Origin of the sequence: Citrobacter sp. RHBSTW-00859, from assembly GCF_013729795.1 — a bacterium.
Classification (GTDB): Bacteria; Pseudomonadota; Gammaproteobacteria; order Enterobacterales; family Enterobacteriaceae; genus Citrobacter; species Citrobacter braakii.
This window is the reverse complement of sequence record NZ_CP056284.1, coordinates 1,938,925-1,961,520: the sequence shown is the minus strand read 5'-3', so window position 1 is coordinate 1,961,520 and position 22,596 is coordinate 1,938,925. Positions and strand designations below refer to the sequence as shown.

The window sequence follows — 22,596 nt, the reverse complement described above, 5'->3', positions numbered from 1 at the left end:
TGTTGTCCTCAGGCTACACCGACCAGCAGCCACCGCAGCGCAATAAACAGCGCCAGTGCCAGCATCGATGCCACCCACATCAATCGAATCGTATGGGAAATGTCGTCTACCGAAATGTCGCGTTGTGCATCACCGATCCACGGTTTCTCAACACGCTCGCCAAAGTAGTCATTAGGACCACCCAGACGAATTCCTAATGCCCCGGCAACGGACGCTTCTGACCACGCGCAGTTTGGGCTGCTGTGGTTGTAGCGATCGCGCCAGCCAATCTGCAAAGCACGCGCGCCGTCCTGGCGACATAAAAATGCCGCTGCGCCCAGCAGCAGCCAACTTAGTCTCGCGGGAATATAATTTGCGACATCGTCCAGACGAGCGCTGACCATACCGATAGCGCGGTATTTTTCATGTTTGTAGCCCACCATGGAGTCAAGGGTGTTTACCGCTTTGTAGGCCATCGCCAGAGGCGCACCGCCGAGGAGCAAGAAGAACAGCGGCGCGATGATGCCATCAACGGTGTTCTCAGCCACGGTTTCCACTACGCCGCGATTGATCTGCTGTGGCTGTAATTGCGAGGTATCACGTCCCACAATCCATGACAACTTTTCCCGACTTGCAGCAAGGTTACCGGCACGTAGCGGACGCTCGACATCCTGCGCGGCATTTGCCAGGCAGCGCCCGGCCAGCACGGTAAAGATCATCCAGACCTCAACCACCCAACCAAGCCAGGGATGAATAGAGTGCGCCAGCGCCAGTACTCCCCAGGACACAACCCAGGTCAGCCCCACCACCACAATCCACATCACCCCGCCACCGATGCGTAGCGCACGGTCGCTATGGCAGTAACGCCGAACAACTCGCTGCACTGCAGAAATCAGATTGCCAATCCAGCGCACCGGATGCGGCCAGTTCTGCGGATCGCCGATGATAAAATCAAGCAGCCAGGCAACACACCACGCGAGGATGGTCATAGTGCGCTCCTCGCGGCTGCCAGCCAGTGGTTAAGCATCTGCGGACGTTGAGCAAAATGAACGTGTAGATAGCTGGCAAAGGTATTTCCCACCTGCCAACCGCCGGACCAGGCTTGCAGCGTTTTGCCATCGCGCACTTTGCGACAGTTCATCACCGCGGGAGTTTCAGGGGTAAAATCGGAGTAGTGGAATTCATGTCCGCGCAGCACTTCGCCTTCTGCAGCCAACAACGTTTGCTGCGCGGCCTGCGCTTCGCAGTAGCCAAATCGGGTCAGACGTTTTCCCATTTTGCTGTGACCGGGAATGATATCCGCCATCAGCCAGGTATCACCCTGGCTGTCTTCCAGCGAACTGCCGAGATACATCAGCCCCCCGCACTCGGCATAAATCGCGACACCCTGCTGGTGCGCCGCCCGCAGTTGGTTAAGCATTGCAATATTACGGGCCAACGCCGCAGCATGTAACTCAGGATAGCCACCCCCCAGCCAGATCATCTGACAGTCGGGTAAACAGGTGTCGTGCAACGGGCTAAAACGGACAATCTTAAGCCCCGTGCGCTCCAGTAGCGTAATGTTGTCCGGGTAGTAGAAGTTGAACGCTTCGTCATCGGCGATGGCAAGCGTTAGCCCTGCCCCGGCGTCTGCGGCGGGCAACGCTGGCCATTCACCCGCAGGAAGCGTGTCTAACTGGCTTAATCTCAGCAGCGCGTCGATATCAAGGGTTTGCTCCAGCGTCGCGGCAAACGCCTGCCACGGCTGCTGGTTGATAACCGACTCACGCGCGGTAACCAAACCCAGATGACGCTCGGGAAGCGCAACGCCTTCCATACGGGGAACGTAGCCTAAGACGGGTACAGCGCAGTAACGCTCAATCGCCACTTTCAGGAGCTGGTAATGCGTTTCGCTGTTAACCCGGTTAACAATAACGCCGGCAATATTCAGGGTTGGATCAAAATGCTGAAACCCCATTACCGTCGCGGCGATCGAGGTGGAAACGGCTTTGCCATCAACCAGTAGGATAACCGGACAGCCTAACTGTTTGGCCATCGCGGCGGTGCTGCAGTAGTTTGGGTCGGTGCCGTATCCGTCATACAACCCCATAACGCCTTCAATAACGGCGATATCCGCATGTTGCATGTGCTCGCGAAATAAAGCATTCAGGGTGGGGACGGGAAGCATGAAGCTATCAAGATTGCGGGAAGCAGTGCCGCATACCGCGGTATGCCAGCCGGTATCAAGGTAATCGGGGCCTACTTTGCAGGGCTGGACGCGTAAACCGCGTTTTTTCAACAAGCTCAACAAGCCCAGCGTCACCGTGGTTTTACCACAGCCGCTTCCGGTACCTGCAAGAACAAAAGCGTGAAAATTGGCCGCCATACCCTGATCCTGTTCAGGGTGGTAGGGGTGTAAAGATACCCAGTCTCTCGACTGTATGCATCTGAACCACCCACTTCCCACCGAAGTTGTTGGTAGTCACTGACAGGCAGGTCTTCTGGCTTAGCGTCATCCTCACCCGTCCTTCCCAATCTTGCGATCAGTGGTCAATACGGGGTCGTCAGCATCACAGCAGCGGGGGCTGCGGGGGATTCTCACCCCCTTCCCTACCACAAATGTGGCAAACCTGTCAGTTCAAGAGCCTGATTAATTAAGCTCTCTGTTATGAGGTAAATTCACGACCTCATGACAATAATTCAATTTAATATCTTGCCGGGTTCATTCAACCAATTACCTGGCATAAACCCACTTATTCATATGCTCGCATTCTGAATGAAAGTGCCAACAAAGAATAAAGAAAGTCATTCACAGAGACACTGTATCTCATCACAAAAATAAAAACTGGTGCAGTTTATCCCTCTAATACTAATATTTTGTTGCGCTATGACAATTTATTGACTGCTGTCGCTACTTTTCATTTTATAATGACTGGCATAGCGCCCTATATCAAAGATCGGCAATAGCAAAATATTGCCATTTAAGCGGATTCGCCACGTGAAATGACATTTATTTGTTGGCGAAATGCCTGCGGCGTGACCTGATACGTTTGACGAAAAACTTTGCAAAAATAACTGGTTTGCGAAAATCCTAAATTACGCGCAATGCTGGCTAAGCTCCAGTCACTGTGGCAAAGCAGCTCTTTTGCACTGGCCATTCGCTGCTGGTTTACCCATGCGTTAAAACCGATACCATGATATTTTTTGAACAATTTGCTGAAATAGTAAGGGCTAAGGTAAACATGAGAGGCGACATCCTCCAGACGCAATTCGTCTGATAAATGCGCATCAATATAACGCAGTGCTTTTTTCATTTTGCTGTCATGAGGATTGGTGCTGCGGTTAGCGCGTACCGGCTCTGACTGCTGCGGGTTATCTTTTATAACCACAAAATTAAGTTGTTTCTTAAGGCAATTTTCTACGATGAGCTTCAGCAGATCCGCTGAGGCGATGACTCGCGAATAATCCATTTCCGGTACATTACGAAACTCGTTGACCAGTTCGGGATCGGCTTGCCAGCGGTCATCTACATTCAGAATATCAACCAAACCAACATCGTTACTTAAGCGTACCTGGCCACAAAGCACAAACCCTACCAGGAGCCCCGCAATGACCAGCGGAATTGAGAAATCGGTAAGTCCGGCGTGGCAGCGATAGATGCAGGGTTGATCGGATTTAGAGGCTTCCAGCCCTCCACAGCGATCGCTCATACGACAACGGGTACTGTGCTGAGGATGCTGACGCATCAACTGGCAAAAAGGGGTGAAATTAAAAAGCTCAGAAATTTCATCACCGTGAATATTGACAACCACAACGGCCAGACTGGTGGCCTGCGCAAAATCCTGTGCGATTTTATTAATGAGTTCTGAGTTCAGGGCACTCGCAGAAATCATGATAAAACCTCTCAGTTAATTTATTGTTATAAATAAAACATATTATTCACATTTGTTTTCACCCTGCCATCCTGAGCATTGATGAAAGTCGTAATTGAACATAACAAAAGTCTCCCATTCTTGGGAGACTTTTTGGGCAGTTCAGGATACCGGATCACGAAAACAGTTTTTACTTTTCAAAAATAAACTTCTTCTGTGAAGCTAGCTCTCATTTTCGTCCAGCTTACACGTATTACACGGTAAATTTTTGCCAATCAAATAACGATAAATTGCTGCACCCGCGCACGCGCCGATGATAGGGGCCACAATCGGTACAATGAAATAAGGGATATCACGCCCGCCGGTCATCGCAACATCTCCCCACCCGGCCATCCAGGCAAACAATTTAGGACCAAAATCACGCGCCGGATTCATCGCGAATCCGGTGAGCGGACCGGTGGATGCGCCGATAACAGCAACCAGAATACCAATCAGCAATGGTGCCAACGGACCTTTAGGTACGCCGTTACCGTCGTCAGTCAGCGCCATGATCATCCCCATAAGAATGGAGGTAATCACCACTTCGACCAAAGCTGCCTGCCAGACGCTGAGCGCCGCCGCAGGATAAGTACTAAAAATACTGGCAAGGTGCAGGCTTTCCAGACTGCCGCGCACCATCTGGTGGGCCGACTCATACTCGGTAAACAGACTGCCGTAGAGCAAATAAGCCAGCAAAGCGCCACCAAAGGCCCCCGCGACCTGCGCCACAGTGTAAGGTAATACTTTGCGCCCCGGAAAACAGGCAAACAGCCACAGTGCGATGGTGATAGCAGGGTTGAGATGCGCGCCAGAAATCCCGGCCGTCAGGTAGACTGCAAGCGAGATCCCCAGCCCCCAAATGATGCAGATTTCCCACAATCCCAGGCTGGCTCCTGCGACTTTCAGAGCGCTCAGGCAGCCAATACCAAAAAACAAAAACAGCCCGGTACCCAAAAACTCAGCAATGCATTGCGCTTTTAGTGAATCGTTCATTGTGACACCTTCTAAGCAGAGTTCGTGTCTTTACCAGCGGACTCCTTACTGGCAAGTAGAATACTTCGAGGCTTACTATAAAAGGCCGTATCAGCAAATTGTTGGCATTCTGCGGATAGCTTGCCCTTTAAAATCGTGGCGCAATAGCAAATTCTTGCTACGCACTTTATTAAAACATTAGAGACAATCGGGATTTCGCGTATTACACGGACATTTTCAAAACAATAAAATATTGCTATTAGCAGAAATCCGTTTTCAAACCACCATCACAATTTCATTTTTTTCGCATAGCAAATGATATTTATAATGTCACCAGAAAAAGTGTAAATGTGGAACTGACATAACTAAATAATCATATCAATGAGATTTAATATACCCATTAAAAACAACAAGTTAAAATAATTAATAGCAATTTTATATCACCTTACCTCTATTATTTTTTCACTCTCAATTTCAAGTCAGCCATTCTTTTTCCTCGCTTCTTTTTATAGTCATGAACATCGGGACAACCCAGGCGAGGTCTTTATGCAACAAGAAGCGTTAGGAATGGTAGAAACCAAAGGCTTGACTGCAGCCATAGAGGCCGCAGATGCAATGGTGAAGTCAGCCAATGTAATGCTGGTCGGCTACGAAAAAATTGGTTCGGGGCTGGTAACAGTCATTGTCCGCGGCGATGTTGGCGCAGTCAAAGCAGCAACAGATGCAGGTGCCGCCGCAGCACGTAATGTGGGAGAAGTGAAAGCCGTACACGTCATCCCACGCCCTCACACCGATGTAGAAAAAATCTTACCGAAGGGAATTAGCTAATGAGCAGCAATGAGCTGGTTGATCAGATCATGGCGCAGGTGATTGCTCGCGTGGCAACGCCGGAACAGCAGGCTATCCCTGAAAATAATCCTCCAACACGAGAAACGGCTATGGCAGAGAAAAGCTGCAGTTTAACGGAGTTTGTCGGTACTGCGATTGGCGACACCGTCGGTCTGGTAATCGCCAACGTGGACAGCGCCCTACTGGACGCAATGAAACTTGAAAAACGGTATCGCTCCATTGGCATCCTGGGCGCGCGTACTGGTGCAGGCCCGCACATCATGGCCGCAGATGAAGCGGTAAAAGCCACCAATACTGAAGTCGTCAGTATTGAGTTGCCACGTGATACCAAAGGCGGCGCGGGTCACGGTTCGCTGATTATTCTCGGCGGCAACGATGTTTCCGACGTGAAACGCGGAATTGAGGTTGCGCTGAAAGAACTGGATCGCACCTTTGGCGATGTGTATGCCAACGAAGCCGGTCACATCGAGATGCAATACACCGCACGCGCCAGCTACGCGCTGGAAAAAGCCTTTGGTGCACCGATTGGCCGTGCCTGTGGCGTGATCGTCGGCGCCCCGGCATCCGTTGGTGTCCTGATGGCTGATACTGCGCTGAAATCCGCCAACGTGGAAGTTGTGGCCTACAGCTCCCCTGCCCATGGCACCAGCTTCAGTAACGAAGCCATTCTGGTCATTTCAGGCGATTCCGGCGCTGTGCGTCAGGCCGTTATCTCCGCCCGCGAAATCGGTAAAACCGTACTCGGGACCCTCGGCTCAGAACCGAAAAACGATCGTCCGTCCTACATCTGATATCAGTGAGGCTGATTCATGAGATCGAAAAGATTTGAAGCACTGGCGAAGCGCCCTGTGAATCAGGATGGCTTCGTTAAGGAGTGGATCGAAGAAGGCTTCATTGCGATGGAAAGCCCGAACGACCCTAAACCGTCGATTAAAATCGTCAACGGTACAGTCACAGAACTGGACGGCAAATCCGCCAGTGAATTTGACTTAATTGACCATTTCATTGCCCGCTATGGCATTAACCTGGCGCGCGCTGAAGAAGTCATGGCGATGGACTCAGTAAAACTTGCCAATATGCTTTGCGATCCTAACGTGAAGCGCAAAGACATTGTGCCGCTGACCACCGCAATGACCCCGGCAAAAATTGTCGAAGTGGTGTCCCATATGAACGTCGTTGAGATGATGATGGCCATGCAGAAAATGCGTGCTCGCCGTACACCGTCTCAGCAGGCGCACGTCACTAACGTTAAAGATAATCCGGTGCAGATTGCCGCTGATGCGGCTGAAGGCGCCTGGCGCGGATTTGACGAACAGGAAACGACGGTTGCCGTTGCGCGTTATGCCCCCTTTAACGCCATTGCGCTGTTAGTCGGCTCACAGGTTGGGCGCCCGGGCGTATTAACCCAGTGCTCGCTGGAAGAAGCGACCGAACTTAAACTCGGTATGTTAGGCCACACCTGTTACGCGGAAACCATCTCTGTCTATGGTACTGAACCCGTCTTTACCGACGGCGATGACACGCCATGGTCGAAAGGTTTCCTCGCCTCTTCCTACGCCTCACGCGGTCTGAAAATGCGCTTTACCTCCGGTTCTGGCTCAGAAGTTCAGATGGGTTACGCCGAAGGTAAATCGATGCTTTACCTTGAAGCCCGCTGTATTTACATCACCAAAGCCGCTGGCGTACAGGGTTTACAAAATGGTTCAGTAAGCTGCATCGGCGTGCCTTCCGCTGTGCCGTCAGGCATTCGTGCGGTGTTAGCTGAAAACCTGATCTGTTCCTCCCTGGATCTGGAGTGTGCCTCCAGCAACGACCAAACCTTTACCCACTCGGATATGCGTCGTACTGCCCGCCTGCTGATGCAGTTCCTGCCGGGTACTGACTTCATCTCTTCCGGTTATTCCGCTGTACCGAACTACGACAACATGTTTGCGGGCTCGAACGAGGATGCCGAAGATTTTGACGACTACAACGTTCTCCAGCGAGACCTCAAGGTAGATGGGGGTCTGCGTCCGGTTCGTGAAGAAGACGTTATCGCCATTCGTAATAAAGCGGCACGTGCACTGCAGGCCGTCTTTGCCGGGATGGGATTACCGCCAATCACTGATGAAGAAGTGGAAGCGGCGACTTACGCCCACGGTTCGAAAGATATGCCGGAGCGAAACATCGTTGAAGATATCAAGTTTGCGCAAGAGATCATCAATAAAAACCGTAACGGTCTGGAAGTGGTGAAAGCCCTTGCTCAGGGCGGGTTTACCGATGTCGCTCAGGACATGCTCAACATCCAGAAAGCCAAGTTAACCGGGGATTATCTGCATACCTCCGCCATTATCGTTGGCGACGGACAGGTGCTATCCGCAGTAAATGACGTCAATGACTATGCCGGTCCGGCAACAGGTTATCGCCTACAAGGCGAACGCTGGGAAGAGATCAAAAACATCCCTGGCGCACTTGATCCCAACGAGCTTGGCTAAGGGGTGAAAAATGGAAATCAATGAAAAGCTGCTGCGCCAGATAATTGAAGACGTACTGTCTGAAATGCAAACCAGCGACAAACCCGTCTCATTCCGCGCATCGACAGCGGCTAGCGCACCACAGGCTGCAGCGGCGCAGGGCGACAGCTTTCTGACCGAGATTGGCGAAGCCAAACAAGGCCAGCAGCAGGACGAAGTGATTATTGCCGTAGGTCCCGCGTTTGGACTGTCGCAAACCGTCAATATCGTAGGGATCCCGCATAAGAACATCTTGCGCGAAGTGATTGCGGGTATTGAAGAAGAAGGCATTAAAGCGCGCGTTATCCGCTGCTTTAAATCCTCCGATGTGGCATTTGTCGCCGTGGAAGGTAACCGTCTGAGCGGTTCCGGGATCTCTATCGGCATCCAGTCAAAAGGCACCACGGTTATCCACCAGCAGGGGTTACCGCCGCTTTCTAACCTGGAGCTGTTCCCTCAGGCACCACTTCTGACGCTGGAAACCTATCGTCAGATCGGTAAAAACGCCGCGCGTTATGCCAAGCGTGAATCTCCGCAACCGGTCCCTACTCTGAATGACCAGATGGCTCGTCCTAAGTACCAGGCGAAATCGGCCATTCTGCACATTAAAGAGACCAAATACGTCGTGACGGGCAAAAACCCGCAGGAACTGCGCGTGGCGCTTTGATAAAGGATAACTCCATGAATACCGACGCAATTGAATCGATGGTTCGGGATGTGCTAAGCCGGATGAACAGCCTGCAAGGCGAGTCCGCGACGCCGGTCGCGGCGAGTTCATCAGCACATACCGCGAAAGTCACGGATTACCCTCTCGCGAATAAACATCCTGAGTGGGTAAAAACCGCAACCAACAAAACTCTGGATGACTTCACGCTCGAAAATGTTCTGAGCAACAAAGTGACGGCGCAGGACATGCGCATCACCCCTGAAACGCTGCGCCTTCAGGCGGAAATCGCCAAAGATGCCGGACGTGACAGACTGGCGATGAACTTCGAGCGTGCAGCTGAGCTAACCGCTGTACCTGACGATCGCATTCTTGAGATCTACAACGCGCTGCGCCCATACCGCTCAACGAAAGACGAGCTGATGGCTATCGCTGACGATCTCGAAAATCGTTATCAGGCAAAGATCTGTGCAGCTTTCGTTCGTGAAGCGGCAGCGCTGTACGTTGAGCGTAAAAAACTCAAAGGCGACGACTAACTCAGGGACAGGATCATGCGATATATAGCTGGCATTGACATAGGCAACTCATCAACGGAAGTCGCTCTGGCTACCCTCGATGAGTCTGGCGCACTGAGCATCACCGGCAGCGCGCTGGCAGAAACCACCGGAATTAAAGGCACATTACGTAATGTGTTTGGTATTCAGGAGGCACTTTCGCTGGCAGCAAAAAATGCCGGTATCAATGTCAGCGATATTTCGCTCATCCGTATTAACGAAGCCACCCCGGTCATTGGTGACGTCGCGATGGAAACGATAACCGAAACCATCATCACTGAATCCACCATGATCGGCCATAACCCTAAAACGCCGGGCGGCGTCGGATTAGGCGTTGGCGTCACTATTACGCCGGAAGACCTGCTCAGCCGTCCGGCGGATACGCCCTATATTCTGGTGGTGTCATCGGCCTTTGATTTCGCCGATGTCGCCACGATGATTAATGCCTCCGTCCGCGCCGGATACCAGTTAACTGGCGTTATTTTGCAGCAGGACGATGGCGTGTTGGTCAGTAATCGTCTGACTCACCCCTTGCCTATCGTCGATGAAGTCCTTCATATCGACCGCATCCCGTTAGGTATGCTGGCAGCCATTGAGGTCGCGATTCCAGGAAAAGTCATTGAAACGCTTTCTAACCCTTACGGGATTGCGACCGTTTTTGGCCTCAACGCCGACGAGACTAAAAACATTGTCCCGATGGCGCGGGCGCTGATTGGCAACCGTTCTGCCGTGGTTGTGAAAACACCGTCAGGTGATGTGAAAGCACGAGCCATTCCTGCCGGAAATCTGGAGCTACAGTCACAGGGTCGTACCGTACGGGTCGACGTTGCAGCGGGCGCTGAAGCGATTATGAAAGCGGTTGGTGAATGCCCGAAACTGGATAACGTCACCGGAGAGGCTGGCACCAATATTGGCGGCATGCTGGAGCATGTGCGCCAGACAATGGCTGAATTAACTAACAAACCCAGCCACGAAATTTTTATTCAGGACCTGCTGGCAGTCGATACCTCGGTTCCCGTCAGCGTGACCGGCGGGCTAGCCGGTGAGTTCTCGCTGGAACAAGCTGTCGGCATTGCTTCCATGGTGAAATCAGACCGCCTGCAAATGGCGATGATTGCTCAGGAAATCACGCAAAAGCTCAACATTGACGTCCAGGTTGGCGGCGCCGAAGCCGAAGCGGCCATTCTGGGGGCCTTAACCACCCCCGGCACGACGCGGCCACTGGCTATTCTGGACCTCGGTGCAGGATCGACCGATGCCTCCATCATCAACCCGAAAGGCGAAATTATTGCCACGCACCTGGCGGGTGCGGGCGATATGGTCACGATGATTATTGCCCGTGAACTGGGGCTGGAAGACCGTTATCTCGCTGAAGAGATCAAAAAGTACCCGCTGGCGAAAGTCGAGAGCTTGTTCCATCTTCGCCACGAAGATGGCAGCGTCCAGTTCTTCCCTACACCTCTCCCGCCAACGGTTTTTGCCCGCGTATGCGTAGTAAAACCCGATGAACTGGTGCCACTGCCAGGCGAACTGGCGCTGGAGAAAGTCCGGGCCATTCGCCGCAGCGCTAAGGAACGCGTTTTCGTCACCAACGCACTCAGAGCGCTACGTCAGGTGAGTCCGACCGGGAACATTCGGGATATTCCCTTTGTGGTGCTGGTTGGCGGCTCATCCCTGGACTTTGAAGTTCCGCAACTGGTCACCGATGCGCTGGCACACTATCGCCTGGTTGCCGGGCGCGGCAACATTCGTGGCACCGAAGGTCCGCGCAACGCGGTCGCGACAGGGCTGATTCTCTCCTGGTACAAGGCATTCGCTCATGGAAAGTAATCTCACCACGCCAGCCATCGTTATCTTCGCCACTGCTGACTGCATTGACGTCTGGAGTGATGTGCTGCTGGGTATTGAAGAAGAAGGGATCCCCTTTGTGATTCAGGAGAGCTCGTCAACTGACGTTATCCACAACGCATGGCTGGCAGCTTGCCAATCGCCACTGCTGGTTGGCATTGGCTGTAGTCGCGAAAAACTGGTCGTGCACTATAAAAACTTACCCACATCAGCGCCACTATTTACGCTGACGTATCAACAAGATAACCATGCCCGACGCAGCATTGGTAATAACGCTGCGCGGCTGGTTAAAGGCATTCCATTTCGGGAATGCCACTCATAACCCACAGGAGAAAAGCAGTATGAATAACGCACTGGGACTGGTTGAAACAAAAGGGCTCGTCGGCGCTATTGAAGCCGCTGATGCCATGGTGAAATCCGCAAACGTGCAGTTGGTTGGTTACGAAAAAATCGGCTCAGGCCTTATCACCGTTATGGTTCGCGGCGATGTCGGCGCAGTGAAAGCTGCCGTAGATGCAGGAAGCGCCGCAGCAAGCGCCGTTGGCGAGGTGAAATCCTGCCACGTTATCCCGCGTCCGCACAGCGACGTTGAAGCCATTTTACCTAAATCCGCATAAATCGTTGCAACCAAGGAGCACAGCGTGAAGCAATCACTGGGATTACTTGAAGTTAGTGGTCTGGCATTAGCCATCAGTTGCGCGGACGTCATGGCGAAAGCCGCCTCCATCACGCTGGTGGGCCTCGAAAAAACCAACGGTTCAGGCTGGATGGTGATCAAGATAATCGGGGATGTGGCCTCCGTCCAGGCGGCCATTTCCACCGGTGTCAGTTTCGCTGATCAGCGAGATGGACTGGTGGCTCATAAAGTCATATCCAGACCAGGGGATGGCATTCTGTCACATAGCGTCACCCCGGAGTCTGAGTCTGAGCCAGCGCCCGCCCCGACACCGGTCGTACCACATGAAGAGATCCCTGAGGACCATGCAGCGCCCGAAGCGCCACAAGATGCAGAGTTGATTAGCTGCAATCTGTGTCTTGACCCTGCCTGCCCCCGTCAAAAGGGCGAGCCGCGCTCTCTTTGTCTGCACTCAGGCAAACGAGGTGAAGCGTGATGGATAAACAGCAACTGGAGACAACGGTCACCAAAGTTCTGGATGAAATGCGTGAGCGCCCTATTCCGCTAGGGATCTCTAATCGTCATATTCATCTATGCGCTGAAGATTACGACCGCTTGTTTCCCAATCACCCTATTAGTGAGAAAAAAGAGCTGCTGCAGCCCGGACAATATGCAGCAGACCAGACCGTCACACTGGTGGGACCAAAAGGTCAGTTAAAAAATGTGCGCTTACTCGGCCCACTGCGTAGCACCAGTCAGGTCGAAATTTCTCGTACCGACGCTCGTACGTTGGGAATTGCTGCTCCACTACGGATGTCAGGCAGTATCGAGGGCACGCCAGGCGTTCGCCTTATCAGTCCATTTGCTGAACTGGACTTAGCATCCGGGGTAATCGTCGCCCAACGCCATATCCATATGTCGCCGCTCGATGCCCTAATCCTGCGCGTTTCCCATGGCGATAAAGTCTCTGTTGCCATTAATGGCGATGAACGTCGACTGATTTTCGATAACGTCGCCGTACGCGTTTCGCCGGATATGCGCCTTGAGATGCATATCGATACCGACGAAGCCAATGCTGCGGGCGCAGATAATCCGCAGGCATTTGCCACACTGGTGAGCCCACGATGAACAACGAACTGCTGCAACGCATTATCGAGGAGGTTGTTTCCCGATTAAAAAAACGCGCGGAAAGCACGCTCTCGCTTAGCGTCGCGCAGTTACGGGAAATCGAACCACGGACATTGTGCTGCCAGTACTCGTCGCTCCACCTCCTGCAGGCGGACCTGCCATTGCTGGAGCAAATTGCCGAGGGCTGCGCGGACAACATGTCGGTGGTAACGATCCACGAAGCGCTGGCATGCGGAGTCCGCGTGAAAATTTCACTACAACACCGATTGTTACCCGCAATCCCCGTTAGAAAACTTGCGCGTCTGCCTCTGGAGTTCAGTGACGAGCTGGGACGAATCATCGTTTTGCATCCTGACAAACTTCTCAGCTATGCCGACGTCGCCCAACTGAAGGGGGGCGTTCTGGTGCTACGTCGTCGATGTGTCGTGACGGCTCTGGCTCAGGACGCCGTCGGTACGCGAAATGTCCAATTAATTAAGCAGGAGTGAGCTATGCATCTGGCACGGGTTACAGGCGTTGTGGTTTCCACGCAAAAATCTCCATCACTGGTGGGGAAGAAACTGTTGCTGGTACGTCGGGTGAGTGCGGACGGAGAACTTCCCGCGTCCCCTGTGAGTGGAGATGAAGTCGCGGTTGATTCTGTCGGCGCTGGAACTGGAGAACTGGTTTTACTCAGCAGTGGCTCCAGCGCCAGACACGTTTTTTCCGGCCCTAATGAGGCCATCGATCTGGCTATCGTCGGCATTGTCGACACGCTTTCTCGTTAGGAGGAACTATGGCGATTTATACCCGCACTGGCGATGCCGGCACAACGGCCCTCTTTACCGGGCAACGCGTGAGCAAAACGCACCCGCGCGTCGAGGCTTACGGTACGCTGGACGAACTTAATGCGGCGCTTAGCCTGTGTGTTTGCGCAGCGAAAAACCCACAGCACCGCCAGTTACTCGAAAACATTCAACTGCAGCTTTTTTGGTTCAGCGCCGAGCTGGCAAGCGAAAGCGAACAGCCAGCGCCAGAGCAGCGCTACATCAGCTCAGAAGAAATTGCCGCGCTGGAGGCCGCCATTGATACCGCGATGGGGAGAGTGCCCCCCCTACGCAGCTTTATTTTACCTGGCCGCAGCGAAGCCGCCAGCCGTCTGCACTTTGCCCGCACGCTGGCCCGCCGCGCAGAGAGGCGACTGGTCGAACTCTCCACCGAGATTTCCGTCAGACACGTGCTGATGCGTTATATCAATCGCCTCTCCGACTGCTTATATGCGCTTGCACGAGCAGAAGATCATGACGCCCATCAAAACAACATTATTCAGAAAGTGGCGGAGCGTTATCTCGCAGCCATCCGTACATCAGCCACCAGGGAGCCGGCTATGTCTCTGTCTTTTCAGGAACTCCACCAACTCACTCGCGCTGCGGTAACGAGAGCAGAAGAACTTCAGGTTCCGGTCGTCATCAGCATTGTTGATGCGAATGGGACCCAAACGGTGACCTGGCGCATGCCTGACGCATTACTCGTCAGTAGCGAACTGGCACCGAAAAAAGCCTGGACCGCCGTGGCAATGAAAACCGCCACGCATGAGCTGACATCGGCAGTGCAGCCAGGCGCCGCGCTTTACGGTCTGGAAAGCCATATGCAGGGAAAAGTCGTCACCTTCGGTGGCGGGTACGCATTATGGCGTGAGGGGTTACTCCTTGGGGGTCTTGGCATCAGCGGGGGAAGCGTTGAGCAGGATATGGACATTGCAGAAACGGCCATTGCGGCAATTAACGTGAGAACACATCAATGAACACTTCAGAACTTGAAACCCTTATTCGTAACATTTTGAGTGAGCAACTTGCCCCGGCAAAAGCAGAAGTTAAGGGTAATGGAATTTTTCCGTCCGTTAGCGAAGCGATCGATGCCGCTCATCAGGCTTTTCTGCGTTATCAGCAATGTCCATTGAAAACCCGCAGCGCCATCATTAACGCCCTGCGAGAAGAGCTGACGCCTCACCTTGCTTCACTGGCTGCTGAAAGCGCTGCCGAAACGGGAATGGGCAACAAAGAGGATAAGTTCCTTAAAAATAAAGCTGCGTTGGACAATACCCCGGGCATCGAAGATCTCACCACCACGGCGCTTACCGGCGACGGCGGCATGGTGTTATTCGAGTATTCACCCTTTGGCGTGATTGGTTCCGTCGCCCCCAGTACCAACCCGACTGAAACCATTATTAACAACAGCATCAGTATGCTGGCTGCGGGAAATAGCGTTTATTTTAGCCCACATCCAGGTGCAAAAGCGGTCTCACTGAAGCTGATTACCATGATTGAAGATATTGCTTTTCGCTGCTGCGGGATTCGGAATCTTGTCGTCACGGTCACAGAACCCACTTTTGAGGCTACCCAGCAGATGATGGCGCACCCTAAAATCGCAGTTCTGGCGATTACCGGTGGTCCAGGCATTGTTGCTATGGGCATGAAAAGCGGGAAAAAAGTCATTGGCGCAGGCGCAGGCAATCCTCCCTGCATTGTTGATGAAACAGCCGACCTGGTTAAGGCGGCGGAAGATATCATCAATGGCGCATCCTTTGATTACAACCTCCCCTGCATTGCTGAGAAGAGCCTGATTGTTGTTGATGCCGTTGCCGAACGACTGGTTCAACAAATGCAGTCTTTTGGCGCGATGCGACTCAATAGCGAAGAGACAGACAAACTGCGCGCAGTTTGTCTGCCAGAAGGAATAGCCAATAAACAACTGGTAGGGAAAAGCCCGGCAACCTTACTGGAAGCCGCGGGAATACCGGTTCCGGCAAAAGCACCTCGATTACTGATAGGTATCGTCAAGGCTGACGACCCATGGGTTACCAGCGAGCAACTGATGCCAATGCTCCCCATCGTAACGGTGAGCGATTTTGACAGCGCGTTAACGTTGGCCCTGAAGGTTGAAGAGGGGTTGCATCACACCGCCATTATGCATTCGCAAAATGTGTCACGTCTGAACCTTGCCGCGCGCACGCTTCAGACCTCCATTTTTGTGAAAAATGGCCCCTCTTATGCTGGGATTGGCGTTGGTGGTGAAGGCTTTACCACCTTCACCATCGCAACGCCGACCGGTGAAGGAACGACATCTGCGCGCACTTTCGCACGCTCTCGTCGTTGCGTGCTGACAAACGGTTTTTCTATTCGCTAATGGGGCCGTTATGAAAAGCTTTTCACTGCAAACTCGATTGTACAGCGGCCAGGGAAGCCTGGATGTGCTTAAGCGCTTCACGAATAAGCATATCTGGATTATCTGCGATGGTTTTCTCGCGCGTTCTCCCCTGATTGAAAAGCTGCGCGACGCGCTGCCAGCGGATAACCGCATCAGCATTTTCAGCGATATCACCCCCGATCCCACCATTAGCACGGTAGTACAAGGGATTGCGCAAATGCAGTCCCTACGACCGGACGTCGTCATTGGTTTTGGCGGTGGCTCTGCACTGGACGCCGCAAAAGCCATCGTCTGGTTCAGCCGACAGTTCGGTATTGAGATTGAAACCTGCGTTGCAATTCCCACCACCAGCGGCACGGGATCGGAGGTGACCAGCGCCTGCGTGATTAGCGATCCGGATAAAGGCATTAAGTATCCATTATTTAATAATGCGCTTTATCCGGACATGGCCATCCTTGATCCGACGCTGGTCGTCAGCGTTCCGCCAGCCATAACCGCGAATACCGGCATGGACGTATTAACGCATGCGCTGGAGGCTTACGTGTCCACGAAAGCCAGCGACTTCACCGATGCACTGGCTGAAAAAGCGGCACAAATTGTCTTCCAGTACCTGCCTGTCGCCGTCAGCAAAGGCGACTGCCTGGCAACCAGAGGAAAAATGCACAACGCGTCAACGCTCGCGGGAATGGCATTCAGTCAGGCTGGTCTGGGTATCAATCATGCGATTGCCCATCAGTTGGGCGGCCAGTTTCATCTGCCCCACGGACTTGCCAATGCGCTGCTGCTGACCCATGTCATTCATTTTAATGCCCGTGATCCGCGGGCTGCGAAGCGCTATGCCCGTTTCGCTAAAGCCTGCCACCTATGCCCGGATAACGCGAACGATACGGCGGCACTGAATGCGCTAATTCGTCATATAGAGCTACTCAAAAAACAGTGTGCGTTACCTTCTTTTGCTGACGCGCTTAAAGACGGAAAGCAAGCCTGGTCACAACGTATACCGTCGATGGTTCAGGCCGCGCTGGCTGATGTCACGCTGCAAACCAATCCTCGTGTTGCCGACGCCAGCGCCATGCAGGAACTGCTTGAGGAATTATTATGAAGACAGCCATGACGGCAGAGTCCACGCTTTATGATGCGCAGACAATTCGCGAACGCGTTCGCGCAGCGGGTGTTGTCGGGGCCGGAGGCGCAGGCTTTCCTGCTCACGTAAAATTACAGGCGCAGGTCGATACGTTTCTGGTCAATGCGGCAGAATGTGAACCGATGCTGAAAGTTGACCAGCAATTGATGGCCGTTCAGGCAGAGCGACTTATCCGTGGCGTTCAATATGCCATGACGGCTACCGGGGCCAGGGCCGGTATTATTGCGCTCAAAGAGAAATATCAAAAGGCTATCAATGCGTTAACGCCCCTTCTGCCTGCCGGGATCCGCTTACATATTTTGCCTGATGTCTACCCGGCTGGTGACGAGGTTTTGACCATCTGGATGGCAACGGGCCGGCGAGTTCCGCCTGCCGCGCTGCCGGTCAGCGTCGGCGTGGTGGTCAATAACGTCCAGACGGTGCTCAACATCGCCAGAGCCGTTGAGCAGCAGTATCCGGTTACGCGCCGTACCCTGACCGTTAACGGCGCGGTCGCCAGACCAATCACTCTTACCGTCCCTATCGGAATGTCTTTACGTGAGGTTCTGGCGTTGGCCGGTGGTGTTACCGTTGACGATCCCGGTTTTATTAACGGTGGTCCGATGATGGGCGGCCTGATTACCTCACTGGATACCCCAGTCAGCAAGACCACCGGGGGACTGCTGGTTTTACCAAAGTCTCATGCGTTGATTCAGCGGCGGATGCAGGATGAACGCACCGTGCTTTCCGTCGCAAAAACCGTTTGCGAGCAGTGTCGGTTGTGTACGGATTTGTGCCCAAGGCATTTGATCGGCCATGAATTATCGCCGCACCTGCTGGTTCGCGCGGTTAATTATCAGCAGGCGGCCACACCGCAGTTACTGCTCACGGCCCTGACCTGTTCAGAATGCAATGTATGTGAAAGCGTAGCCTGTCCGGTTGGGATTTCACCGATGCGAATTAACCGCATGCTTAAACGCGAGCTACGGGCGCTCAACCATCGTTATGAAGGGCCGTTAAATCCTGAGGATGAAATGGCGAAGTATCGGCTTATTCCGGTGAAGCGCCTTATTACCAAACTGGGCCTTAGCGACTGGTATCACGATGCGCCACTGACTGAGACTGATTATCCCACGGATAAAACGACGCTGTTGCTACGCCAGCATATTGGTGCCAGCGCCATCCCATGTGTACAGCAGGGCGAACACGTTGTTCGCGGTCAATGCGTTGCCGATGTGCCGTCCGGTGCATTAGGCGCACCTGTCCACGCCAGTATTGACGGTATTGTCAGCGAAATTACTGAGCAATCCATCACGGTAATAAGAGGTTAATCATGTCTCAGGCTATAGGGATTTTAGAACTCACCAGCATTGCCAAAGGAATGGAAGCTGGCGATGCCATGTTAAAAAGCGCGAATGTGAATTTACTGGTCAGCAAGACCATCTGCCCGGGTAAATTTCTGCTCATGCTCGGTGGTGACGTAGGCGCAGTACAACAGGCGATCGCCACCGGAACTTCTCTTGCTGGCGATATGCTCGTTGATAGTCTGGTATTACCCAACATTCACGCCAGCGTACTTCCTGCGATCAGTGGACTTAACAGCGTGGATAAGCGTCAGGCCGTGGGCATTGTTGAAACATGGAGCGTTGCGGCCTGCATCTGCGCCGCCGACCGTGCGGTTAAAGCCTCCAATGTCACGCTGGTACGCGTCCATATGGCATTTGGTATTGGCGGCAAGTGCTACATGGTTGTCGCTGGCGATGTGTCTGATGTGAATAACGCAGTGACAGTTGCCAGTGAAAGTGCGGGTGAAAAAGGTCTGTTGGTTTACCGTTCGGTCATCCCTCGTCCGCATGAAAGCATGTGGCGACAGATGGTGGAGGGATAATGGAAAGACAACCCACCACGGATCGTATGATTCAGGAATATGTTCCTGGCAAGCAGGTTACGCTGGCACATCTTATCGCTAATCCGGGTAAAGATTTGTTCAAGAAACTGGGATTACCAGAGTCGGTTTCTGCAATCGGTATTCTGACGATTACCCCCAGCGAAGCCTCAATCATCGCCTGTGATATCGCCACGAAATCCGGGGCGGTAGAGATTGGTTTTCTCGACCGTTTTACCGGCGCTGTGGTACTGACGGGCGATGTTTCCGCCGTTGAGTACGCGCTGAAACAGGTAACCCGGACGCTGGGCGAAATGATGCGTTTTACCGCCTGTCCTATCACCCGGACATAATCTCATGAAACGCATAATGCTAATTGGCCCCAGCCAGTGCGGTAAAACATCACTCACGCAGTGCATGCGGGGAGAGGCGCTTCACTATCAGAAGACCCAGGCCATTGTCTGGTCTCCCACAACGATAGACACGCCGGGTGAATATCTCGAAAACCGCTGCCTGTACAGCGCGCTGCTGGCCAGCGCCTGTGAAGCAGACATCATCGTGCTGGTTCTCAATGCTGACGCGCCGTGGTCACCTTTTTCTCCAGGTTTTACTGGCCCGATGAACCGACCCGTTATCGGCCTCGTCACCAAAGCCGATTTAGCCAGCCCGCAGCGTATTTCTCTCGTGGAGAGTTGGCTAGTTCAGGCTGGCGCGCAAAAAGTATTTGTCACCAGCGCGCTGGAGAATACCGGGGTCGATGAGATGTTCATTTTTCTGAATGCAAAGGAACCTTCATGTCTCACAAAATAATGGCCATTAATGCAGGTAGTTCCTCGCTTAAGTTTCAGCTCCTGGCGATGCCGCAGGGTGAAATGATTTGCCAGGGACTGATCGAGCGTATCGGTATGTCTGATGCGCAAGTCACCCTAAAAACACCAGCGCAAAAATGGCAGGAGACGTTGCCCGTAGCCGATCACCGTGAAGCAGTAACGCTGCTACTGGAAAAACTGCTCAGTCACAATATTATCAGCAGTCTTGAAGAGATCGACGGCGTAGGCCATCGCGTCGCACACGGTGGAGAATCCTTCAAAGATTCCGCACGGGTAACCGATGAAACACTGGCGGAAATCGAACGCCTTGCGGAACTGGCACCGCTTCATAACCCGGTTAATGCGTTGGGGATTGCGGTATTTCGCCAGCTACTGCCGAAAACGCCGGCTGTTGCGGTTTTTGACACGGCTTTTCATCAGACCCTTGATGAGCCTTCTTTCATCTATCCCCTGCCCTGGCGCTACTACTCAGAGCTGGGTATTCGTCGTTATGGTTTTCATGGTACCAGCCACAAGTATGTCAGCGCTCAGCTTGCTGAAAAGCTGGGCGTGCCGCTCAGCGCCCTGCGGGTTGTTTGTTGTCATCTGGGCAACGGCAGCAGCATCTGCGCTATCAAAGGCGGACACTCGGTAAATACCTCCATGGGTTTTACGCCGCAGTCTGGCGTAATGATGGGCACGCGAAGTGGCGATATTGATCCATCCATTCTGCCGTGGATTGCCCTGCGTGAAGGCAAAACCCCGCAGCAGCTCAACCAATTGCTCAACAATGAGTCCGGATTACTCGGAGTTTCTGGTGTTTCACCCGACTACCGGGACGTTGAACATGCCGCAGATACGGGCAATCACCAGGCAGCACTGGCGTTGACGCTTTTTGCCGAGCGGATTCGCGCCACTATTGGCAGCTATATTATGCAGATGGGCGGTCTGGATGCGCTGGTGTTTACCGGGGGAATTGGTGAAAATTCAGCGCGTGCTCGCGCCGCGATTTGCCACAACCTGAATTTCTTAGGCCTGGCCGTTGATGAAGAAAAAAATCAGCGTAACGCCACCTTTATTCAGACGGAAAATGCGGTGGTTAAAGTGGCGGTGATTAATACCAATGAAGAGCTGATGATAGCCCAGGACGTTATGCGTTTAGCGATATCAGAAACTGTGACATTGGGCATTCCCGCCTGATATTGCCGAACCGCAAATTGCGGCAAATCATGGTAATAGCGCGATCGCCATGACACTATGCCCCGAGGATTGCTGAACACAAAGGTGAAGACGTGGCTGTTGCGCAATGTCCCGCATCGTGCGGAGAACTTATCCAGGGCTGGATTCTGGGGAGTGAGAAACTGGTCTCCTGCCCGGTCGAATGGTATAGCACCGTTGAGGTCACTTCAGGCTCACCGCTGACAGATGAACGTCCACTTTCTCGGGCAATGGTTAACAGGTTATTACAGCACTGGCAGTACCCGGCGCATCTCAGTCAGGATATCCGGATAGATGTTCAGTCAACCATTCCTATCGCGAAAGGAATGGCCAGCAGCACTGCGGATATTGCCGCCACGGCCATCGCCGCAGCGCATTATCTGGGCCATCAACTGGACGAGCCAACACTGGCACAGCTTTGCGTTTCTCTGGAGCCAACCGACAGCACCGTTTTTCGTAAGCTAACCCTTTTCGATCATAACAACGCTTCCACGCAAATAGGTTGTGAAGCTCAGCCTCAACTCGATCTGCTGGTTCTCGAAAGCCCTGAAACATTGCGTACCGCGGATTATCACCGTATTCCACGTCATTCCGGCTTGCAGGCGGGAGCTGCGGCCCTCCAACGGGCATGGGAAAAAGTACAGGAAGCCTGTATTAGCCAAAATCCTTACCGGTTGGGAGAAGCGGCTACGCTTAGCGCAATCGCCAGCCAACTGCTGTTACCAAAACCGGATTTTGATTCACTATTAGCACTGGTGGAAGAATGTGATTTATACGGCGTCAACGTCGCGCACAGCGGCAGCGTAGTCGGACTGATGCTGGACAGAAATCGTCATGATGTGGATTACATTAAATGGATGCTGACGCAGAAAAAACTTACGATTCACTGGCCGGAACAGCATTTGTTACGCATGGTGACGGGCGGGGTCGAACTGCAATAAGGGTCGCCGCACGGCAGCGACCCGGACAAGCATAAAATCGTTACTCGGCTTTCGCTTCGCCGTTTTTCACTTCGCCCATGGCTTTCAGCTTTTTAGAGATATCGCGGCGTTCTTTAGAGATCTCGGCGTTTTTGATGATGTAGTCATCAACACGATCTTCATAATCGCTTTTCATGCTGGCAATGATGCCCTGAATCGCTTCCACGCTCATACCAGGCTTGATGTAATCGCTCAGGTTGTCCAACAGCAGAACGCGTTTCTGGTTGTCACGGATCTTTTTCTCAACGTCCTGGATTTCACGTTGCAGTTTGTTTTTACGACGGAACAGACGAACAAATTCCAGCACGTCCTGGAAAGAAGGCTTGGTAGTTTCCATTTTTACACCCCTGATAATGTGAGATTCGGATTCGTTAAAACAACGGCTAAAGTGGGTCAACATTAC

At 52.9% G+C, this 22,596-nt stretch carries 26 protein-coding genes and 1 riboswitch; of the genes, 21 read left to right on the top strand and 5 right to left on the bottom strand.

Annotation, left to right across the window (positions count from 1 at the left end; all coding sequences use genetic code 11):
- Nucleotides 1-8: 8 nt before the first annotated feature.
- From cbiB to pduF, 4 genes are all read right to left on the bottom strand, one after another.
- Complete coding sequence (cbiB, locus tag HV302_RS09610; RefSeq protein WP_049281914.1) at nucleotides 9-968, bottom strand: adenosylcobinamide-phosphate synthase CbiB; 960 nt, start codon at nucleotides 966-968, stop codon at nucleotides 9-11.
- The gene (locus tag HV302_RS09605) at nucleotides 965-2,344 is read right to left on the bottom strand and encodes a cobyrinate a,c-diamide synthase (RefSeq protein WP_016156869.1); all 1,380 of its coding nucleotides are present in this window, start codon (nucleotides 2,342-2,344) and stop codon (nucleotides 965-967) included. Before HV302_RS09605 ends, cbiB begins: the two co-directional genes overlap by 4 nt.
- 88 nt (nucleotides 2,345-2,432) lie before the next feature.
- Nucleotides 2,433-2,607, bottom strand: a riboswitch (cobalamin riboswitch).
- 332 nt (nucleotides 2,608-2,939) lie between these two features.
- Entirely contained in the window at nucleotides 2,940-3,851 is a 912-nt protein-coding gene (gene pocR / locus HV302_RS09600; RefSeq protein ID WP_191212340.1) for a transcriptional regulator PocR, read from the bottom strand.
- A 201-nt stretch (nucleotides 3,852-4,052) separates the two neighbouring features.
- Nucleotides 4,053-4,862: a propanediol diffusion facilitator PduF gene (pduF, locus tag HV302_RS09595; RefSeq protein WP_016153527.1), complete on the bottom strand. Its 810-nt coding sequence runs from the start codon at nucleotides 4,860-4,862 to the stop codon at nucleotides 4,053-4,055.
- A 525-nt stretch (nucleotides 4,863-5,387) separates the two neighbouring features.
- On the opposite strand from pduF, the gene pduA reads away from it, so the two are divergent.
- The 21 genes from pduA to HV302_RS09490 all read left to right on the top strand — a co-directional run bounded on the left by pduA (nucleotide 5,388) and on the right by HV302_RS09490 (nucleotide 22,154).
- A complete protein-coding gene (gene pduA, locus HV302_RS09590; RefSeq protein WP_003030255.1) occupies nucleotides 5,388-5,669 on the top strand; it encodes a propanediol utilization microcompartment protein PduA in 282 nt (93 codons plus the stop codon).
- Nucleotides 5,669-6,481 carry a propanediol utilization microcompartment protein PduB gene (pduB, locus tag HV302_RS09585; RefSeq protein WP_016153528.1) on the top strand — a complete coding sequence of 271 codons (813 nt, stop codon included), beginning with the start codon at nucleotides 5,669-5,671 and terminating at the stop codon, nucleotides 6,479-6,481. The genes pduA and pduB overlap by 1 nt, the downstream gene beginning before the upstream one ends.
- Nucleotides 6,482-6,499: 18 nt before the next feature.
- Entirely contained in the window at nucleotides 6,500-8,164 is a 1,665-nt protein-coding gene (pduC, locus tag HV302_RS09580; protein WP_003030249.1) for a propanediol dehydratase large subunit PduC, read from the top strand.
- Between the two features lie 10 nt (nucleotides 8,165-8,174).
- Entirely contained in the window at nucleotides 8,175-8,849 is a 675-nt protein-coding gene (gene pduD, locus HV302_RS09575; RefSeq protein WP_003844241.1) for a propanediol dehydratase medium subunit PduD, read from the top strand.
- A gap of 14 nt (nucleotides 8,850-8,863) precedes the next feature.
- Nucleotides 8,864-9,382: a propanediol dehydratase small subunit PduE gene (pduE, locus tag HV302_RS09570; protein ID WP_016153529.1), complete on the top strand. Its 519-nt coding sequence runs from the start codon at nucleotides 8,864-8,866 to the stop codon at nucleotides 9,380-9,382.
- A gap of 15 nt (nucleotides 9,383-9,397) precedes the next feature.
- Nucleotides 9,398-11,230, top strand: a complete 1,833-nt coding sequence (locus tag HV302_RS09565) for a diol dehydratase reactivase subunit alpha (RefSeq protein WP_019077098.1) — start codon at nucleotides 9,398-9,400, stop codon at nucleotides 11,228-11,230.
- Nucleotides 11,220-11,570 carry a glycerol dehydratase reactivase beta/small subunit family protein gene (locus tag HV302_RS09560; RefSeq protein ID WP_181627255.1) on the top strand — a complete coding sequence of 117 codons (351 nt, stop codon included), beginning with the start codon at nucleotides 11,220-11,222 and terminating at the stop codon, nucleotides 11,568-11,570. Before HV302_RS09565 ends, HV302_RS09560 begins: the two co-directional genes overlap by 11 nt.
- Nucleotides 11,571-11,589: 19 nt before the next feature.
- Nucleotides 11,590-11,865: a propanediol utilization microcompartment protein PduJ gene (gene pduJ / locus HV302_RS09555; protein ID WP_001057752.1), complete on the top strand. Its 276-nt coding sequence runs from the start codon at nucleotides 11,590-11,592 to the stop codon at nucleotides 11,863-11,865.
- Nucleotides 11,866-12,360, top strand: a complete 495-nt coding sequence (locus tag HV302_RS09550) for a BMC domain-containing protein (RefSeq protein WP_370461224.1) — start codon at nucleotides 11,866-11,868, stop codon at nucleotides 12,358-12,360.
- Nucleotides 12,360-12,992 (top strand): phosphate propanoyltransferase, encoded by a 633-nt coding sequence (locus HV302_RS09545; RefSeq protein WP_016153533.1) that lies wholly within the window; start codon nucleotides 12,360-12,362, stop codon nucleotides 12,990-12,992. The genes HV302_RS09550 and HV302_RS09545 overlap by 1 nt, the downstream gene beginning before the upstream one ends.
- The gene (pduM, locus tag HV302_RS09540) at nucleotides 12,989-13,480 is read left to right on the top strand and encodes a microcompartment protein PduM (protein WP_049040282.1); all 492 of its coding nucleotides are present in this window, start codon (nucleotides 12,989-12,991) and stop codon (nucleotides 13,478-13,480) included. Before HV302_RS09545 ends, pduM begins: the two co-directional genes overlap by 4 nt.
- Nucleotides 13,481-13,483: 3 nt before the next feature.
- Nucleotides 13,484-13,759 carry a EutN/CcmL family microcompartment protein gene (locus HV302_RS09535; protein WP_003030211.1) on the top strand — a complete coding sequence of 92 codons (276 nt, stop codon included), beginning with the start codon at nucleotides 13,484-13,486 and terminating at the stop codon, nucleotides 13,757-13,759.
- An 8-nt stretch (nucleotides 13,760-13,767) separates the two neighbouring features.
- Nucleotides 13,768-14,775, top strand: coding sequence for a two-domain cob(I)yrinic acid a,c-diamide adenosyltransferase PduO (gene pduO / locus HV302_RS09530; protein ID WP_016153535.1), 1,008 nt, complete (start codon nucleotides 13,768-13,770; stop codon nucleotides 14,773-14,775).
- Nucleotides 14,772-16,157, top strand: a complete 1,386-nt coding sequence (gene pduP, locus HV302_RS09525; RefSeq protein ID WP_046275686.1) for a CoA-acylating propionaldehyde dehydrogenase PduP — start codon at nucleotides 14,772-14,774, stop codon at nucleotides 16,155-16,157. Before pduO ends, pduP begins: the two co-directional genes overlap by 4 nt.
- A 10-nt stretch (nucleotides 16,158-16,167) precedes the next feature.
- Entirely contained in the window at nucleotides 16,168-17,280 is a 1,113-nt protein-coding gene (locus HV302_RS09520) for a 1-propanol dehydrogenase PduQ (RefSeq protein ID WP_016156879.1), read from the top strand.
- On the top strand, nucleotides 17,277-18,632 hold the full coding sequence (gene pduS / locus HV302_RS09515; RefSeq protein ID WP_181599145.1) for a cobalamin reductase PduS: 1,356 nt from the start codon (nucleotides 17,277-17,279) through the stop codon (nucleotides 18,630-18,632). Before HV302_RS09520 ends, pduS begins: the two co-directional genes overlap by 4 nt.
- Nucleotides 18,633-18,634: 2 nt before the next feature.
- Nucleotides 18,635-19,189, top strand: coding sequence for a propanediol utilization microcompartment protein PduT (gene pduT, locus HV302_RS09510; protein ID WP_003030201.1), 555 nt, complete (start codon nucleotides 18,635-18,637; stop codon nucleotides 19,187-19,189).
- On the top strand, nucleotides 19,189-19,539 hold the full coding sequence (pduU, locus tag HV302_RS09505) for a propanediol utilization microcompartment protein PduU (protein ID WP_016156881.1): 351 nt from the start codon (nucleotides 19,189-19,191) through the stop codon (nucleotides 19,537-19,539). Before pduT ends, pduU begins: the two co-directional genes overlap by 1 nt.
- Nucleotides 19,540-19,543: 4 nt before the next feature.
- The gene (gene pduV, locus HV302_RS09500; protein ID WP_075848385.1) at nucleotides 19,544-19,996 is read left to right on the top strand and encodes a propanediol utilization protein PduV; all 453 of its coding nucleotides are present in this window, start codon (nucleotides 19,544-19,546) and stop codon (nucleotides 19,994-19,996) included.
- A complete protein-coding gene (locus HV302_RS09495; protein WP_049270741.1) occupies nucleotides 19,981-21,195 on the top strand; it encodes an acetate/propionate family kinase in 1,215 nt (404 codons plus the stop codon). The genes pduV and HV302_RS09495 overlap by 16 nt, the downstream gene beginning before the upstream one ends.
- Before the next feature lie 92 nt (nucleotides 21,196-21,287).
- The gene (locus tag HV302_RS09490; protein WP_104651488.1) at nucleotides 21,288-22,154 is read left to right on the top strand and encodes a GHMP family kinase ATP-binding protein; all 867 of its coding nucleotides are present in this window, start codon (nucleotides 21,288-21,290) and stop codon (nucleotides 22,152-22,154) included.
- Nucleotides 22,155-22,194: 40 nt separating this feature from the next.
- Here HV302_RS09490 and HV302_RS09485 read toward each other — a convergent pair whose 3' ends face one another.
- The gene (locus tag HV302_RS09485) at nucleotides 22,195-22,530 is read right to left on the bottom strand and encodes a DUF496 family protein (RefSeq protein WP_003834176.1); all 336 of its coding nucleotides are present in this window, start codon (nucleotides 22,528-22,530) and stop codon (nucleotides 22,195-22,197) included.
- Nucleotides 22,531-22,596: the final 66 nt, after the last annotated feature.

What these genes read in the sequence shown, in the direction of transcription:
- cbiB (WP_049281914.1), bottom strand. Translation starts at nt 968, where the DNA reads ATGACCATCCTCGCGTGGTGTGTTGCCTGGCTGCTTGATTTTATCATC.
- HV302_RS09605 (WP_016156869.1), bottom strand. Translation starts at nt 2,344, where the DNA reads ATGGCGGCCAATTTTCACGCTTTTGTTCTTGCAGGTACCGGAAGCGGC.
- pocR (WP_191212340.1), bottom strand. Translation starts at nt 3,851, where the DNA reads ATGATTTCTGCGAGTGCCCTGAACTCAGAACTCATTAATAAAATCGCA.
- pduF (WP_016153527.1), bottom strand. Translation starts at nt 4,862, where the DNA reads ATGAACGATTCACTAAAAGCGCAATGCATTGCTGAGTTTTTGGGTACC.
- pduA (WP_003030255.1), top strand. Translation starts at nt 5,388, where the DNA reads ATGCAACAAGAAGCGTTAGGAATGGTAGAAACCAAAGGCTTGACTGCA.
- pduB (WP_016153528.1), top strand. Translation starts at nt 5,669, where the DNA reads ATGAGCAGCAATGAGCTGGTTGATCAGATCATGGCGCAGGTGATTGCT.
- pduC (WP_003030249.1), top strand. Translation starts at nt 6,500, where the DNA reads ATGAGATCGAAAAGATTTGAAGCACTGGCGAAGCGCCCTGTGAATCAG.
- pduD (WP_003844241.1), top strand. Translation starts at nt 8,175, where the DNA reads ATGGAAATCAATGAAAAGCTGCTGCGCCAGATAATTGAAGACGTACTG.
- pduE (WP_016153529.1), top strand. Translation starts at nt 8,864, where the DNA reads ATGAATACCGACGCAATTGAATCGATGGTTCGGGATGTGCTAAGCCGG.
- HV302_RS09565 (WP_019077098.1), top strand. Translation starts at nt 9,398, where the DNA reads ATGCGATATATAGCTGGCATTGACATAGGCAACTCATCAACGGAAGTC.
- HV302_RS09560 (WP_181627255.1), top strand. Translation starts at nt 11,220, where the DNA reads ATGGAAAGTAATCTCACCACGCCAGCCATCGTTATCTTCGCCACTGCT.
- pduJ (WP_001057752.1), top strand. Translation starts at nt 11,590, where the DNA reads ATGAATAACGCACTGGGACTGGTTGAAACAAAAGGGCTCGTCGGCGCT.
- HV302_RS09545 (WP_016153533.1), top strand. Translation starts at nt 12,360, where the DNA reads ATGGATAAACAGCAACTGGAGACAACGGTCACCAAAGTTCTGGATGAA.
- pduM (WP_049040282.1), top strand. Translation starts at nt 12,989, where the DNA reads ATGAACAACGAACTGCTGCAACGCATTATCGAGGAGGTTGTTTCCCGA.
- HV302_RS09535 (WP_003030211.1), top strand. Translation starts at nt 13,484, where the DNA reads ATGCATCTGGCACGGGTTACAGGCGTTGTGGTTTCCACGCAAAAATCT.
- pduO (WP_016153535.1), top strand. Translation starts at nt 13,768, where the DNA reads ATGGCGATTTATACCCGCACTGGCGATGCCGGCACAACGGCCCTCTTT.
- pduP (WP_046275686.1), top strand. Translation starts at nt 14,772, where the DNA reads ATGAACACTTCAGAACTTGAAACCCTTATTCGTAACATTTTGAGTGAG.
- HV302_RS09520 (WP_016156879.1), top strand. Translation starts at nt 16,168, where the DNA reads ATGAAAAGCTTTTCACTGCAAACTCGATTGTACAGCGGCCAGGGAAGC.
- pduS (WP_181599145.1), top strand. Translation starts at nt 17,277, where the DNA reads ATGAAGACAGCCATGACGGCAGAGTCCACGCTTTATGATGCGCAGACA.
- pduT (WP_003030201.1), top strand. Translation starts at nt 18,635, where the DNA reads ATGTCTCAGGCTATAGGGATTTTAGAACTCACCAGCATTGCCAAAGGA.
- pduU (WP_016156881.1), top strand. Translation starts at nt 19,189, where the DNA reads ATGGAAAGACAACCCACCACGGATCGTATGATTCAGGAATATGTTCCT.
- pduV (WP_075848385.1), top strand. Translation starts at nt 19,544, where the DNA reads ATGAAACGCATAATGCTAATTGGCCCCAGCCAGTGCGGTAAAACATCA.
- HV302_RS09495 (WP_049270741.1), top strand. Translation starts at nt 19,981, where the DNA reads ATGTCTCACAAAATAATGGCCATTAATGCAGGTAGTTCCTCGCTTAAG.
- HV302_RS09485 (WP_003834176.1), bottom strand. Translation starts at nt 22,530, where the DNA reads ATGGAAACTACCAAGCCTTCTTTCCAGGACGTGCTGGAATTTGTTCGT.